This window comes from Mesorhizobium sp. WSM4904, assembly GCF_029674545.1.
In the GTDB taxonomy this organism is placed as follows: Bacteria; Pseudomonadota; Alphaproteobacteria; order Rhizobiales; family Rhizobiaceae; genus Mesorhizobium.
On record NZ_CP121354.1, the window covers coordinates 898,112 to 913,261 of the forward strand.

The following is a 15,150-nucleotide window of genomic DNA, read 5'->3' on the forward strand; positions in this document are numbered from 1 at the left end:
ATTCTAGGGCGGAGCGGGAAGCGAAGCGTACCGCGTAGACCCTAGAATGACGATGTTGGGGCGCCTGCAACCTTTCAAAATTCCTGTGTCGGGGAACTGCCTCAGGCTTCTGGGACTCGCACAGCCGGAAAGCTCACCGACACGCCAAGTCCGGGATTGTTGTCGTCTAACGTGATGGTGGCGCCATGCAGGTCGGCGACGGCCTTGACGAGGCTGAGGCCAAGGCCGCTGCCCGGCGTCGTACGGCTGGTATCCAGACGGTAGAGCCGCTGGAAGACCTTTTCGCGCTCCCCGGCCGGAATGCCGGGGCCGTTGTCGCTCACGTGGACGAGGATGCGGTCGTCCTGCCGCGTCACCGACAGCTCGATCGCCGTGCCCGCAGGGCAATGCCTAAGTGCGTTCTCGACAAGATTGGCCAGCATCTGCATCAGCAGGTCGCGGTCGCCGTGGATATACCATTTCGTATCCGGAACAAGCTTCGTCGACAGCGACTTTCCGTCATCCTCGGCAACGTCGGCATAGACGTCGCCGATGGTGTCGACGACAGTGCCGACATCGAGATCGACGAAGCGCGCCTTGCGGGCGCCGGCCTCGATCTGGGCGATGCGCAGAAGCGCGTCGAAGGTCTCGTTGATCTGCGAGCTTTCGGCGCGCGCATCGGCGAGCTCGTCGGCGACGTCCTCGCCCGAAACGGTCTTGTCGGCGGCCTGCTCGAGGATCATCTGCAGGCGGTTGAGCGGCGTCTTCAGGTCATGCGCAATGTTCGCGCTAACCTCCCGCATGCCGTCGACCAGCGCCGACAGGCGGTCGAGCGCGGCGTTCACCTGGGTGGATACGGCATCGATGTCGTCGCCGTTGCCGGTCAGCGCGATACGCGTGTCGAGCCGTCCGTGCGAGACGTCGACCATGGTGGCGGCGATGCCGTCGAGCCGCCGCTGGACGCGCGAGGCAAGCAGGGCGCCGCCGGCGATCGCGAGGCCGGTGATGAACAGCGTCCCCCAGCCGAAGCTCATCAGCACGATGGTCTCCAGCTCGTCGGTCTCGGCGAGCGAGGCGGCAACCGTCAGGCTGTTGCCGCCAACCTCGCCGGTATAGGCGCGATACATCGTGTCGGGCGGCACGCCCGGCAGTCTGGCGGCGAACATCGAGAAACCGTCGGGCAGGCCGGAAGCGGTGAAGTTTCCCGCCAGATGGTTGCCGTCGGGATCGGTCAGCGAGAAAAGTTGATCCTTGTCGGGGCTGAGGTCGGCGTTGTTGTTGACCGAGGCGATGAGATCTTCCTTCTCGTTCCCCGCATAGGTCAGGGCCACGACCGTATAGGTCTCCTTGATGGATTGATCGAGCCGTCTCGCCAGGTCGGCGCTCATCAGCTGGTAGACGACCGCCCCGGACAGAATGAAGGCAAGCACGAACAGGAAGGCAAAGGCCAGCGCCAGCCGGAACGGCGTGCTGCGCAGCAGGCTGGGGCGCTTGTCCTTCATCGCACCAATTCCCTAGCACAGAAATTTTGGCCGGTCGGATGTGTTTGCCATGGCAGGTCGCATCCCTTGGAGATCGACCACTGACGCCCCTCGCTTCGTCATCCTCGGGCGGAGCAAGGAGCGAAGCGACGCAGCGCAGACCCGAGGATCCATTCCGTTACATATGAGCGCTGCGGCGGTGCAGAATTCTGCTCCGCTGCACCCTACGATCAAAGTCACGGAATGGATCCCCAGGGTCTCCGCGACGGAGCTTCGCTCCTGCTTCGCCATGGGATTGACGAGGTTGGAGGGCCTCCGCCACTTGCAAACGCTTATGATGGTTGGGCGAGACGAACAATAAGGCTGACCTGCCGACAAGCCTGCAACCTTTCAAAGTCCTTGTGTCGGGAGCTAGACGGACTTCGGCCATAACAGCCACAGCAGCGCCAGCGCCGCCGCTATCCAGACCGCAATCATGAAGATCAGGCCGGTCAGGCTGACCGGCCTGGTGCTGCGCGTGGCAGTGTCGCGGAATTCCTGCATGAGGCCGGGCGGAACCAGTTTGACCGCAAGCAGGATGCCGAGCGGAACGATAACAAGGTCGTCCAGATAGCCGACGATCGGAATGAAATCCGGAATGAGGTCGACGGGGCTGAGCGCATAGGCTGCAACCGCGCCGGCCATGACCTTCGCGTACCAGGGAACGCGTGGATCGCGGGCAGCGAGCCACAGGGCCACAACGTCGCGCTTCATGCGACGCGCCCATTGCCTTGCGGAGTCCAGCATCGACATGTCGCTTATATATGGACAGCCGGCCGGAGACGCGAGATACGATCGGGCATGGATCGTCAACCCGGCACGTGCAGGCTGTAGCCGGTGTTGCGCACCGTGTGGATGAGCGCCACGTCGAACGGCCTGTCGACCTTGGCCCGCAGCCGGCTGATATGGGTCTCGACGACGCTGGTCTTGGGATCGAAATGGAAATCCCAGACGCGCTCCAGAAGCATGGTGCGGGTAATCACGCGGCCCTCGCCGCGCATCAGCACCTCGAGCAGGCTGAATTCCCGGGGCTGCAGGTCGATCGTCTGTCCCTGCCTGGTCACCCGGCGCATGATCAGGTCCATCTCGAGGTCGGCGACGCGCAGACTGGTTTTCTGTTCCTGCGCCGCCGGCCGGCGGCCGAGCGCGTTGATGCGGGCCAGCAGCTCGGAGAAGGCGAAGGGCTTGACCAGATAATCGTCGCCGCCAGCCTCCAGTCCTTCGACCCGGTCATCGACGCCGCCGATCGAGGTCAGGAATATGGCCGGCGTCTTGATCCCCGCGGCGCGCACCGCCTTGATCATCGACAGACCGTCGAGGCCCGGAACCATGCGGTCGGCCACGATGACGTCATAGGCATCGCGGGTCGCCGCGACGAGCGCGTCATGGCCGTTGCGCAGCAGGTCGCAGGCGTGCCCGGCCTCGCTCAGCCCCCTGACGATGTAGTCGGCGGTCCTTGGATCATCTTCAACCAGCAGAAGTCGCATTTTCGCGTTTCGCCCGTGCTCCATTGCGAACGCCATGCTAGCATCGGCGGTGCACCATTCCCACAAGCCGGGGCTTACCCAGGCCTGTCCCGGTCCTTACAAATTCGTAAGAATGACCGAAAATACTGATCAGGCCTCGCAATCCCACAGGAGAGAGGCTAGAGCGTAGCGTCCCTGACTGGGCCGGAGTGGCTGACCCGAATGGCTTACACATCGCTCAAATCAGCGCCGAAAGCGTTCGACCAGCACAAGCGCCTGATCGTCGTCCAGGTCTCCGCGGTGGTGGCCATCGTCCTGCTCCTGTTTTCCAAGCCGTTTCTCAGCGAAGGCTCGAGCGGGCACGAGCTGGTGGAGACGGCCGGCTTCGGCTTCGTGCTCGTCTGCTTCCTTGGCCGGCTGTGGAGCATCCTCTATGTCGGCGGCAAGAAGAATGACGAGCTGATCGTTTCGGGTCCGTTCTCGATGACCCGCAACCCGCTCTATTTCTTCTCGATCATCGGTGCGGTCGGCATCGGGTTGATGTTCGGATCGGCGCTGGCGGCCGCGATACTGGGTCTGGCAAGCTTCCTCGTCTTCCGGTTCACGGCCAATCGAGAGGCCGAATTCCTGTTCGGCAAGTTCGGCGCCGTCTACACGGCCTATGCCGGGCGGACGCCGCGTTTCTGGCCGAACCCGATGCTCTACCGCGATCAGGACCAATTGATCTTTTCCACCAGCGCGCTGAAAAGCACGTTCCGGGACGGGCTCTATTTCCTGGCCCTGTTTCCACTCATCGAGACGGTGGAGTATTTCCGCGCGGCCGGCGTGCTGCCGACCTTGCTCACCGTCTACTGATCAGTTCCTGGAACCGCCGCTCACGCGCGGCGCGGCGCGTGCTTTCCAGAAAGATCGCCAGGCAGCCGTCTGGATCCGGATCGATTGACGGTCTGTATCCGTCAGCGTTCCGTTGAATGGCCGCACGGCTTCAACTATTTGCGTTGCGCAATTCCGAAGCGGAAAGCCGTTGTATGCTCTTCCCGGCATTGCGTCGGAGCAACACAAGAGTTCGAGTGGCTCAGCGGGCCGCTCCGAACCGGAACGGAGCACATGAAAAAGATCGGGTTTCTGTCGTTCGGGCATTGGTCGCCCTCGCCGCAATCGGGCACGCGCTCGGGCGCCGACGCGCTGCTGCAATCGATCGACCTCGCGGTCGCGGCCGAGGAGCTCGGCGCCGACGGCGCCTATTTCCGCGTCCACCATTTCGCCCGCCAGCTCGGCTCGCCCTTTCCGCTGCTTGCGGCGGCCGGAGCCAAAACCAAGCGCATCGAGCTCGGCACCGCCGTCATCGACATGCGTTACGAGAACCCGCTCTATATGGCCGAGGATGCCGGCGCCGCCGACCTCATCGCCGGCGGCCGGCTGCAGCTCGGCATCAGCCGCGGCTCGCCCGAGCAGGTGATCGACGGCTGGCGCTATTTCGGCTACGTGCCGGAAGAGGGCAAGACCGATGCCGACATGGCGCGCCGCCATGCCGAAATCTTCCTCGACCTGTTGCGCGGCGAAGGGTTCGCGCAACCCAATCCGCGGCCGATGTTCCCCAACCCGCCAGGCCTGCTCAGGCTGGAACCGTTCTCGGCGGGCCTGCGCGAGCGGATCTGGTGGGGCGCCGCTACTGACGCCACCGCGGTGTGGGCGGCCAAGCTCGGCATGAACCTGCAGAGCTCGACGCTCAAATTCGACGAGAGCGGCGAGCCGCTCCACGTCCAGCAGGCCAAGCAGATAAGAGCGTACCGCGCCGCCTGGAAGGAAGCCGGCCACGCCCGGGAGCCGCGCGTCTCGGTCAGCCGCAGCATCTTCGCCCTGGTCAACGACATGGACCGAGCCTATTTCGGCGGCAGCGAGGGCGAGGATCACTTCGGCTATATCGAGCCGGAAAAGCGCGCCGTGTTCGGCCGCACCTATGCCGCCGAGCCGGACGTGCTCATCGAGCAGCTGAAGGAGGATCAGGCGATCGCCGAGGCCGACACGCTGCTCTTGACCGTGCCCAACCAGCTCGGCGTCGACTACAACGCCCATGTCATCGAGGCGATCCTGAAGCACGTCGCGCCGGCGATGGGGTGGAGGTGAGGTCGCGGCGGGGAATCATGCCGGTGTGATCCGCTCCGAGCAATTTGAGGTGGTCTGCCGTCGCCATAGCCGAATGCTGGCGCCGCCCCTCATCTGCCTGCCGGCACCTTCTCCCCGTATAGTGACGGGGAGAAGGAGGCTGGCCGCAGCCTCGGCGCTCGTCCGCAACGCTGGCAATTGGCGAAATCGCCGATGACAGCGTTTTTTCTCCCCGTCACTATACGGGGAGAAATGCCCGGCAGGGCAATGAGGGGCGGCGCTGCCCTCTCAAGCAGGAGCCGCAGGCAGCGTCTCAAATGATGCCCCCCCCGGCAGCTCGCTTACGATATTGACAGCTGATAAAATGTCGCCCTACCTTGCGTAATCGGTTACGTAACCGATTACGACAAGTTAGGAAAGCATCGGTTGCTGTTCCGCGGCGGCGACAATTTCAAACCGACCATGATTGGTCTTGTCATCATGCTCGCCGTCATCATAGACGCCTGTCGGGAGAGGCTGTTGCAGAGGATTCGCTAGAGCAATTCCAGCAAAGCGAGTAAGCGTTTCCATCCGAAATTGTGCAGGAGCGTGTAGAAAGCCAGCGGGGGCCAAGGGACCATGACGACGATTGCCGATGTCGCGCGCTTTGCGGGGGTATCCGTTGCAACGGTCTCGCATGTGATGAACCGCACGCGCCATGTCGAGCCGGAAACGGCCGAGCGCGTGCGCGCGGCGATCGCCGCGCTGCGCTACAGCCCGAACTCGCTGGCGCGGAGCCTGCGGCGCGGCGAGACCAAGACCATCGGCCTGCTGCTGCCCGACAATTCGAACCCGTTCTTCGCCAGCGTGGCGCGCCAGATCGAGGATGCGGGCTTCGTCGCCGGCTATACGGTGATCCTGTGCAATTCGGACGGCAATGCCGAAAAGGAAGAGCGCTATCTGTCGGTGCTGTTGGCAAAGCAGATCGACGGGCTGATCTTCGCCGGCTCGTCCGACCATGCGCGGGTGTTCTCGCGCCTTTCCGCCGCCGTGCCGGCGGTGCTGCTCGATCGCGAGATCCACTCCGTCAATGTCGATTCCGTGCTGGTCGACCACGATCATGGCGGCTATCTCGCCGGGCGCCACCTGGTCGGGCTCGGCCATTACAAGATCGGTGTCATTGGCGGCCCGCGCGATTCGAGCTCCAGCCCCGCCCGCCTGCGCGGCTTTGTCCGGGCGCTCGAGGAGATGGGCCTCGAGCTGCCAGCATCGTCGGTGGTCGATTCCGACTATCATTTCGCCGGCGGCCGCCTGGCGATGGAGCGGCTGATGGAGCAGGCGCCGGACATCACGGCGGTGTTCGCCTGCAACGACCTGATGGCCATGGGCGCCATCACCGCGCTGCGCTCGCGCGGCTTGCGCGTCCCCGACGACATGTCGCTGGTCGGCTTCGACGACATTCCTTATGCCGTCACCACATGGCCGCCGCTGACGACGATCGCCCAGCCGGTCGAAAAGATCGGCACGCGGGCGGTGAACCTGCTGCTCGAGCGCCTCGGCGAGCCGGCAGCGCCCTCGCGCCGCGAGGTGCTGGCGCCGGTGCTGGTCGAGCGGGAAAGCTGCGCGGCGCGGGGGGTAGCGCGTAATCTCCCCCCTTGAAGGCGAGATGGCCGGCAGGCCAGAGGGGGTCGGTCCGACCGGGCTCGGCTTGCTCTGCAGATGGAGATTGGCGCTTCACGCGCAGCGACCCCCTCTGTCGCCTTCGGCGACATCTCCCCCTCAAGGGGGGAGATAACGCGCTCGTTCCCTCAAGCCGCCGGCTGCATGGCGGCCCTGAGCAGCATGCCGAACAGGTCGCGCGGCTCGTCGGGGTCGGCGAGCAGGTCGAGCTCCTCGTAGAGGCCGGTGGCCTTGAGCTGGTCGCGGACATAGCGCAGCGCGGAGAAATCCTCGGTGGCGAAACCGACGGAATCGAACAGCGTGATCTGCTTGGCCGACTTGCGGCCTTCGGCCTGGCCGGTCATCACCTGCCACAGCTCGGTCACCGGATGGTCGGGGTCGAGCTGCTGGATCTCGCCCTCGATGCGCGTCTGCGGCGGGAACTCGACGAAGATGTCGGAGCGCAGCAGGATGTCGCGATGCAGCTCGGTCTTGCCTGGACAGTCGCCGCCGACCGCATTGATGTGGACGCCGGAGCCGACCATGTTGTCGGTGAGGATGGTGGCGTACTGCTTGTCGGCCGTCACCGTGGTGATGATGTCGACGCCTTCCACCGCGTCCTGGCCGGTCGAACAGATGGTGATGTCGAAACCCTTGCCGGCAAGGTTGCGGGCGCATTTTTCCGAGGCCTGGCGGTCGATGTCGTAAAGGCGCAGTCGGTCGATGCCGATGAGCGCCTTGAAGGCGATGGCCTGGAACTCGGACTGGGCGCCGTTGCCGATGATGGCCATGGCGCGCGATCCCTTCGGCGCCAGATATTTGGCCGCGACGGCGGAGGTGGCCGCGGTGCGCAGCGCCGTCAGGATGGTCATCTCGGTGAGCAGCATCGGATAGCCGGAGCCGACATCGGCGAGCACGCCGAAAGCGGTGACCGTCTGGCGGCCCTCGCGCATGTTCTTCGGATGGCCGTTGACATATTTGAAGCCGTAGAGGCGCCCGTCGCTGGTCGGCATCAGCTCGATGACACCGTCATGGCTGTGCGAGGCAATGCGCGGCGTCTTGTCGAACAGCTCCCAGCGGCGGAAATCGTCCTCGATGTAGCCGGCAAGCTCGGTGAGAAACCGCTCGACGCCGATGGCGAGCACCAGCTTCATCATGCGGTCGACGCTGACGAAGGGGACGATGGCAAGGCGGGAAGGCTGGGTCATGATCAGAGGCTTCCGGAATGGCTGCGGGTCGGCCGGTCCATGATGCGGCGGCCCATCAGGCTGGCGGCGAGGTCGACCATCAGCGTTGCCGTGCGGCCGCGCTCGTCGAGGAACGGGTTGAGCTCGACCAGGTCGAGGCTGGAGACAAGGCCGCTGTCGGACAGCATCTCCATCACCAGATGCGCCTCGCGGAAGGTGGCGCCGCCGGGCACGGTGGTGCCGACGGCCGGCGCGATCGACGGATCGAGGAAGTCGACGTCGAGGCTGACATGCAGCAGCCCGTTTTCCGCTTCGACGCGACCCAAGAAGGCGCGCAGCAGCGGGGCGATGCCATGCTCGTCGATCGAGCGCATGTCATGCACGGTCACGCCCGCCTCCTTCAGCGCCCGGCGCTCGGCCGGATCGACGCTGCGCAGGCCCATGGTGCAGATGCGGGCCGGCTCGACCGCGGCCGGCAGATCCGGGAAATAACCGCTGAAGCCGGGGCGGCCGCTGGCATAGGCGAGCGGCACGCCGTGCAGATTGCCGCTGGTGGTGGTGTCGAGCGTGTGGAAATCCGGATGCGCGTCGAGCCAGAGCACGAAAAGCGGTCGGCCGCGTTCGGCCGCTCGGCGCGCCACGCCGGAGACCGTGCCGGCGGAGATCGAGTGGTCGCCGCCGAGGAAGATCGGCATGGCGTCCTTCGAGGTCGTGTAGGCCGCCTCGGCGATCGCCGATGTCCAGGCGGAAATCTCCGGCAGCGCCTTGAGCGCGAGATTGCCATGGACGACGGCGCGCGCCTGAGCCGGCTGCACCGCGCCCCAGTCCTCGACCTCGTGGCCGAGTTCCGACAGCACCGAGACGAGCCCCGCGGTGCGCAGCGCGCTCGGCCCCATCTCGCATCCCATCCTGCCCGCGCCGTCCTGCACCGGCGCGCCAACGATCCTGCAGCGCATGATTTTTTTTTGGCCCTTGCGATTGACTGCTTGGAATGAACCACCGCCGCCTGGCGGTTTGAACAGGGAAAATTGGCATTTCGAAAAGGCTGATCTATCATATTGCACATATCGTCTGATCGAAATGGACAACCATGGACGCGCTCGACGAAAGACTGGTGACGCTGCTCAGGCACGACGCGCGGCGCAGCGTCTCCGATCTCGCGCTCGATCTCGGCGTCTCGCGCGCCACGGTCAGGGCGCGCATGGAGCGGCTGGAAAAATCCGGCGAGATCATCGGCTACACCGTGGTGCTGCGCGCCGACGCCGTCGACCAGAAGATACGCGGCGTCATGCTGATCGAGATCGAGGGCCATGCCGCCGACCGCGTCATCCGGGCGCTCGGCGGTTTTCCCGAGGTGTCGACCATCCACACCACCAATGGCCGCTGGGACCTGGTGGTCGAGCTCGGCACCGCCTCGCTGACCGATTTCGACGCCGTGCTGCGCCGCATCCGGCTGATCCCGGGGATTACCGGGAGCGAGACGAGCCTGCTGCTGGCGACGCCCAGGACGACGCGGGCGAGGCTTGCGTAGGAGGCGGAGCGATCGCTGAATGGCAAAAGCGTAACCGAACATGGCGCGAAATCGTCCTCGGTGATCTGCCGCGTTCTGGGTGAAGGCGGGATGACCGAGAGCGGGCGACCGCTCGCCGGCAAACAGCACCGCATCACGTTGGGAAAGTGGCCGGTAGTCGGCCCGACAGAAGCGAGAGAGCGGGCGCGGGCAATTCTTGCTGCTGTTTGAAGGCCGCGTGCGAAACGGTAGAGCCGCTCGCTCGCTTTGCCTCTACTCTGTGGGAACGCCGGCGCAAGGGCCGGACGCGCACTGAGATCGCTTCCATACTACGTGGCAGCTCTGCAGCTGGCGGCCGCTCAGGGCCGCAGCGGTCACCAGGAGTTGTTGCGCTGATGTGCGCCAACTCGCGCATGTGTACGGCTAAAACTCTTTCAGTCCTGCCAGCCGCAAGCCCTCGAGGATTTCTGCCAATGCGAGATGGATCGTATTCCGGCAGTCCTGCCCTGATGCTCGCGATCGTGACGTCCGGCGCGAGCGCCTGGAACTTTGCCAGGTATCGTCGCGCCTCGTCCATTCGGCCGAGCTGCGCATTTGCCGCAATCAATGTCCAGTAACTCGGATCGAGCTCGGCATTGACCGCCATTGACCGCTCCGCGAACTTCAGCGCCTCGGCATAGTTACCGAGCGCCATGTGTACGAGTGCGATGTTGGTTATGGCCCATGGCGCCGTCGGATCACCCGGGCTCATCACGATCGCGCGCTGACTATGGGCGAGCGCGTCCTGCAGACTCCCGCAATGGAATTCGGCGATACCGGCGGTCATTAGCACAAACTGGCTGTTAGGGTTCGCCTCGAGGGCATTGGCGACGATCTGCATTCCCCGATCGTACTCCCGCAGGGTCACCAGCGTCAGGCCGCATTGCGCCAGCACGGTCGCATCGCCTTGCGGATCGGCAAGTGCGCGGCGCACTAGATCGCGACAGGCTGCCCGATCGTCGTCGGTGAGCGCCGGCCAGCCCATGGCAACGCGGAATTCAAGGGCCAAACAAGCGCCGGTCAGAAACGGCGCGTAGTGCGGCTCGAGTGCGACTGCTTCCATCATGAGAGCAAAGGCCTGAGCATTGTCCTCGGGCCGCGAACTGTGAGTCTTCGACAGTGCCCTCAGGTAGAGATCGTAGGCATCGAGGCTTCCCGGGCGCTTTCTACGAGAACGTTCGATTTCAGCCCGTCGGATCTGTGGTTCAATTACTCCGATGACGCTTTCGGTTATCCGATCCTGAACGTCGAACACGTCTGCCACAGCACCGTCGAATCTGTCTGCCCAAAGATGGGCCCCGCCTGTCGTCTCGATGAGCTGTGCGGTGATGCGCAGCCGCTCGCCCGAGCGTCGCACGCTGCCTTCGAGTACGTAGCGGACTCCGAGCTCCCTGGCGACCTGTCGAACGTCGATTGCCTTGCCCTTGTAGACGAAGCTCGAGTTGCGGGCGATCACCGCAAACGACCTGAAGCGACTGAGGGCGGTGATTATGTCCTCGACTATGCCGTCGGCAAAATAGTCCTGCTCCGGGTCGCCACTCATATTCTGAAATGGCAGCACCGCAAGCGCCGGCCTGTCCGGCAAGCGCTCCGTCGCACCCGACGGGCCTAACTGCTCGGCTCCGCCCGGGCGCAGTCGATAAGCTCGGATCGGCCGAACGATGTTCTTCAGCACCTGTTCGCCGATGTCCTCGAAGCGAAGGTCTATCTTTCCCGCTGCATCCTCCTGAACTCGTGCGGACACACAGATCCCGCCCGGCTCAGCGATGCTCTCCAGACGCGAGGCGATGTTAACCCCGTCGCCGAACACGTCGCCGTCCTGCTCGATAATATCGCCGACATTGATGCCGATCCGGAATTCGAGCCGGTCATCGTTGCTCGTCGCGGCATTGCGTTCGGCCATGCCGGCCTGCACCTCGACCGCACAGCGCACTGCATCGACGACACTGACGAATTCCGCCAATAGCCCGTCGCCCGTCGTCTTGACGATCCTGCCTCGATGCCTGGCGATGCATGGATCGAGGTGCTCGCGGCGATGGCCGTTCAAGCGGGCGAGAGTTCCTTCCTCGTCGGCGCCCATGAGTCGACTGTATCCGGCGACATCGGCCGCAAGGATCGCCGCGAGCTTGCGCTCTATACCGCCTGCTTCCATTCGAGTTCCTCCGAGGCCTTTGGATCATATTGGGTTAGGTTGATTGGTCCAACAGCCTCTGCGTAAGCGGCCGGCAGTTCCCGGCCGGGCGCGTGACACGCAGGCCCATTTTGCGTTCGCGAATTCCGACCTTGGCCCATCGTCGACCGACGGGACCGGGTTTCGGCTGACTGGGCTTAAACAGAACCAATCGGAGGTCTGGGCGGGATGCCCGGCAGCAGGTCTGAGGGAAATAAGCGCGAAAAAGCCGCGGCGAACCGCGGCTTTTCGTTGCTTGATCCCTGGAGGGAAACTGGAGCGGGTGAGGCGATTCGAACGCCCGACCCCAACCTTGGCAAGGTTGTGCTCTACCCCTGAGCTACACCCGCTCGCGCGGCCTTGGGCCGCAAGCCGCGCCTATATGGCCGAAGAGCGCGGCGATTGCAACAGGGAAATGACGGTCTTTTTGGCCGCAGCCCGCAAGCGCCGACGAGATCGCCCGAAGCGCCGATTTCTTCGCCGCCCTCCGCCACCCTTGCCTCGCAGGCATCATTGGCCGTAAACGGCATGACCTGCCGGACGATGCGAGGACCGATGGCGAAGACCGAAGCCGAGCTTTACGCCTTTCTTGCCGATCTCGGCATTTCCGTCTCGACGGTGCGCCATCCGCCGCTGTTCACGGTCGCCGATTCGCAGGCGCTGCGCGGCGAGATCCCGGGGGGGGCACACCAAGAACCTCTTCCTCAAGGACAAGAAGGACAATTATTTCCTCGTCACCGTCGGCGAGGAAGCGGTAGTCGATCTCAAGCAGATCCACCATCTGATTGGCGCCGCCGGCCGCGTCTCCTTCGGCAAGCCGGAAATGCTGATGGAGCTGCTCGGCGTCATCCCCGGCGCGGTCACCGTCTTCGGCCTGATCAACGATGCTGCCGGGAGGGTCAAGGTGGTTCTCGACCAGGAGTTGATGAGCCACGAGATCATCAACGGCCATCCGCTGACCAATGAGGCGACGACGACCATCGCGGCCGCCGATCTCATCAGATTCGTCGAGGCAACCGGCCACGATCCTGTTATCTTGAAAGTCTCATTATCTTGAAAGTCGGGGCTTGATCGCCACATGGAGGGCGAACTGAAATCCGACAATGACGCGCCGCGCCTTCATGCCGGCGGCGGCGCGACCGAAAGGGCGACGACATGAGTGACAACAATCCGTTCAGCGGCTCATTTGGGGGCAATGCCGGCCAGTACGCCCAATCGGTCCAGTATGGCGGGGCCGACCGCGCCAAGGCGGCGCTCGCCGAGGGGCCGGCCGCCGCGGATCTCATCAAGGACACTACGACCGCGACATTCGCGGCCGACGTCATCCAGGAATCGCGCCGCCAGCCGGTGCTGGTCGACTTCTGGGCACCGTGGTGCGGTCCCTGCAAGCAGCTGACGCCGCAGCTCGAAAAGGCGGTCAAGGCCGCCGGCGGCAAGGTCAAGCTGGTCAAGATGAACATCGACGACCATCCCTCGGTCGCCGGCCAGCTCGGCATCCAGTCGATCCCCGCGGTCATCGCCTTCAAGGACGGCCAGCCGGTCGACGGCTTCATGGGCGCCATTCCCGAAAGCCAGATCACGCAGTTCATCCAGAAGGTCGGCGGCAAGGGCGGCGGCGCGGCGTCGCAGATCACGGATGCGTTGGCGGCGGCCAGCGAGGCGCGCGAGGCCGGCGACGTGCAGACCGCGACCGACATCTATGACGCGATCCTCGAGCAGGCGCCCGAAACCATCGAGGCGATTGCCGGGCTTGGCGAGATCCTGTTCGAGGCCGGCGACAGCCAAGGCGTCGAGGCGGTGCTTGCGAAGGCGCCGGAGGACAAGAAGGACGCACCGGCGCTCGCGGCGCTGCGCGCCAAGATGACGCTGGCGGCAGAAGCGGCCACGCTCGGCAATCCGGCGGAGTTCGAGCGTCGGCTCGCCGCCAATCCGAACGATCATCAGGCGCGGTTCGACCTGGCGATGATCCAGAATGCGCGTGGCGAGCGGACGCAGGCCGCCGACAATCTCCTGGCGATCGTCAAGGCCGACCGGACATGGAACGACGACGGCGCGCGGGCGCAGCTGTTGAAGTTCTTCGAGGCATGGGGAATGACCGACGAGGCGACGCTGGCGGCGCGGCGCAAACTGTCGTCGCTGCTGTTCTCGTGAGCGCTTTGCCGGCTTTGTTGCCGTTTGCCAGGTAAGGGGCTTGCGCAGGGCGGCCACTGCGCCAGATAGGGGGCAGTGGCTTGCCCTGCCGATAAACGGGTGAACAAGCCGGGCTGCGTCGATCGCAGATTTGACCGCTGCCGGGCGACGTGTGCGGAGGGTTGAAGTGCAGGTCGGAAACGCCCGCTATCGGCTCGCGAGGGATCTGCCGTCGACGATCCCGGTGTTTCCGCTCGCCGGAGCGCTGCTGCTGCCGGGCGGCCGCATGCCGCTCAACATTTTCGAGCCGCGCTATCTGCAGATGATCGACGAGGCGATGGCCGGATCGCGGCTGATCGGCATGATCCAGCCCAGTCTCGACGGCGCGCTGCGCAACGACGGCGAGCCCGAGCTTTGCAGCGTCGGCTGCGCCGGGCGCATCATCTCGCTCGCCGAGACCGGTGACGGCCGCTACCTGATCTCGCTGCAAGGTGTCTGCCGCTTCCGCGTCACGCAGGAACTGGCGGTGAAGACGCCGTTCCGGCAATGCCGGATCGCACCCTTCCTCGCCGATCTCGAGGAGGACCAGGCCGCCGCCGAGGTAGACCGGCCGGCGCTGCTCAAGGCGTTCCGCGCCTATCTGCAAGCCAATGACCTCGAAGCCGACTGGGAAAGCGTCAGCCGGGCCGAGAACGGAATGCTGGTCAATGCGCTGTCGATGATGGCACCCTACGGGCCGGCCGAGAAGCAGGCGCTGCTCGAAGCGGCGGACTTGAAGACGCGTGCAGAGACGCTGATCGCCATCACCGAAATAACGCTCGCGCGCGAGGATGAAGATTTTGGCTCGAGCCTCCAGTAAAGTGTATTGATATTCAGGTGAGGCCGGCCTGCAAATGGCGGGTTACTGCGCTTCCGGTGCTCACGTACTTCAAGTACGCTCCGCTCCGGTTCTCGAAACCCACCACTTTCGGCTCGGCCTGACCTGAATCTCAATACACTTTGGCCCGTGGCAGTTGGACAATGGAAAAGTGAGATGGCGGCGGACAGACGTGACGGACGGAAGGCCACGGTCGACCCGAAGCTGCTGGAGCTGCTCGCCTGCCCGCTCACCAAGGGGCCATTGACCTGGGATCCCGAGCGCAGCGAGCTGATCTCGCGCGTGGCCAAGCTCGCCTACCCGGTGCGCGACGGCATCCCGATCATGCTGCCCTCGGAAGCGCGCACGATCTCGGCCGATGACGTGTTGCCGCCGCAGCCGCGGTTGAGCGGGCCGTCGTGAACGCGCTTGCGCCGCCATGCGGCCTTCGAGGTTGGCGGGACGCCCCTTACGTCGTCATCCCAGGGCGGAGCAGCCGCGAAGCGGCGTCGCGGAGACCCTGGGATCCATGCCGTGACGTTGGTCGCG

Annotated in this window: 13 protein-coding genes, 1 tRNA gene and 1 pseudogene; 8 read left to right on the forward strand and 7 right to left on the reverse strand. The window is 64.6% G+C overall.

What is annotated here, in order from left to right; all coding sequences use genetic code 11:
• Window positions 1–101: 101 nt before the first annotated feature.
• From QAZ47_RS04210 to QAZ47_RS04220, 3 genes are all read right to left on the reverse strand, one after another.
• Window positions 102–1,481 carry a HAMP domain-containing sensor histidine kinase gene (locus tag QAZ47_RS04210; protein ID WP_278232624.1) on the reverse strand — a complete coding sequence of 460 codons (1,380 nt, stop codon included), beginning with the start codon at window positions 1,479–1,481 and terminating at the stop codon, window positions 102–104.
• Window positions 1,482–1,871: 390 nt separating this feature from the next.
• Window positions 1,872–2,252, reverse strand: coding sequence for a YkvA family protein (locus QAZ47_RS04215; protein ID WP_278232625.1), 381 nt, complete (start codon window positions 2,250–2,252; stop codon window positions 1,872–1,874).
• A 56-nt stretch (window positions 2,253–2,308) separates the two neighbouring features.
• Entirely contained in the window at window positions 2,309–2,986 is a 678-nt protein-coding gene (locus tag QAZ47_RS04220) for a winged helix-turn-helix domain-containing protein (RefSeq protein ID WP_278232626.1), read from the reverse strand.
• A gap of 201 nt (window positions 2,987–3,187) precedes the next feature.
• On the opposite strand from QAZ47_RS04220, the gene QAZ47_RS04225 reads away from it, so the two are divergent.
• From QAZ47_RS04225 to QAZ47_RS04235, 3 genes are all read left to right on the forward strand, one after another.
• Window positions 3,188–3,820 (forward strand): isoprenylcysteine carboxylmethyltransferase family protein, encoded by a 633-nt coding sequence (locus QAZ47_RS04225; protein WP_278232627.1) that lies wholly within the window; start codon window positions 3,188–3,190, stop codon window positions 3,818–3,820.
• 252 nt (window positions 3,821–4,072) lie between these two features.
• Window positions 4,073–5,092 carry an LLM class flavin-dependent oxidoreductase gene (locus QAZ47_RS04230; RefSeq protein WP_278232628.1) on the forward strand — a complete coding sequence of 340 codons (1,020 nt, stop codon included), beginning with the start codon at window positions 4,073–4,075 and terminating at the stop codon, window positions 5,090–5,092.
• Window positions 5,093–5,689: 597 nt separating this feature from the next.
• Window positions 5,690–6,709: a substrate-binding domain-containing protein gene (locus QAZ47_RS04235; RefSeq protein WP_278232629.1), complete on the forward strand. Its 1,020-nt coding sequence runs from the start codon at window positions 5,690–5,692 to the stop codon at window positions 6,707–6,709.
• A gap of 149 nt (window positions 6,710–6,858) precedes the next feature.
• Here the strand turns inward: QAZ47_RS04235 and QAZ47_RS04240 are convergent, their stop codons facing one another.
• Complete coding sequence (locus tag QAZ47_RS04240; protein ID WP_278205746.1) at window positions 6,859–7,917, reverse strand: ornithine cyclodeaminase; 1,059 nt, start codon at window positions 7,915–7,917, stop codon at window positions 6,859–6,861.
• A 2-nt stretch (window positions 7,918–7,919) separates the two neighbouring features.
• Window positions 7,920–8,852 (reverse strand): arginase, encoded by a 933-nt coding sequence (rocF, locus tag QAZ47_RS04245; protein WP_278232630.1) that lies wholly within the window; start codon window positions 8,850–8,852, stop codon window positions 7,920–7,922.
• Between the two features lie 134 nt (window positions 8,853–8,986).
• On the opposite strand from rocF, the gene QAZ47_RS04250 reads away from it, so the two are divergent.
• Window positions 8,987–9,427 carry an Lrp/AsnC family transcriptional regulator gene (locus QAZ47_RS04250; protein ID WP_278232631.1) on the forward strand — a complete coding sequence of 147 codons (441 nt, stop codon included), beginning with the start codon at window positions 8,987–8,989 and terminating at the stop codon, window positions 9,425–9,427.
• A 133-nt stretch (window positions 9,428–9,560) separates the two neighbouring features.
• On the opposite strand, the gene QAZ47_RS04255 is transcribed toward QAZ47_RS04250, so the two are convergent.
• Together QAZ47_RS04255 and QAZ47_RS04260 are read right to left on the reverse strand one after the other, a co-directional pair.
• On the reverse strand, window positions 9,561–11,597 hold the full coding sequence (locus QAZ47_RS04255; protein WP_278232632.1) for an adenylate/guanylate cyclase domain-containing protein: 2,037 nt from the start codon (window positions 11,595–11,597) through the stop codon (window positions 9,561–9,563).
• A 293-nt stretch (window positions 11,598–11,890) separates the two neighbouring features.
• Window positions 11,891–11,965, reverse strand: a tRNA-Gly gene (locus tag QAZ47_RS04260).
• Between the two features lie 205 nt (window positions 11,966–12,170).
• Between QAZ47_RS04260 and QAZ47_RS04265 the strand changes: the two are divergent.
• The 4 genes and pseudogenes from QAZ47_RS04265 to QAZ47_RS04280 all read left to right on the forward strand — a co-directional run bounded on the left by QAZ47_RS04265 (window position 12,171) and on the right by QAZ47_RS04280 (window position 15,024).
• Window positions 12,171–12,672 (forward strand): annotated as a pseudogene (locus QAZ47_RS04265) (prolyl-tRNA synthetase associated domain-containing protein).
• A 98-nt stretch (window positions 12,673–12,770) separates the two neighbouring features.
• Complete coding sequence (trxA, locus tag QAZ47_RS04270; protein WP_278232633.1) at window positions 12,771–13,766, forward strand: thioredoxin; 996 nt, start codon at window positions 12,771–12,773, stop codon at window positions 13,764–13,766.
• A 166-nt stretch (window positions 13,767–13,932) separates the two neighbouring features.
• Complete coding sequence (locus tag QAZ47_RS04275) at window positions 13,933–14,604, forward strand: LON peptidase substrate-binding domain-containing protein (protein ID WP_278078003.1); 672 nt, start codon at window positions 13,933–13,935, stop codon at window positions 14,602–14,604.
• A 174-nt stretch (window positions 14,605–14,778) separates the two neighbouring features.
• Window positions 14,779–15,024, forward strand: coding sequence for a Trm112 family protein (locus tag QAZ47_RS04280; RefSeq protein WP_278205753.1), 246 nt, complete (start codon window positions 14,779–14,781; stop codon window positions 15,022–15,024).
• The last annotated feature ends 126 nt before the right edge of the window (window positions 15,025–15,150 follow it).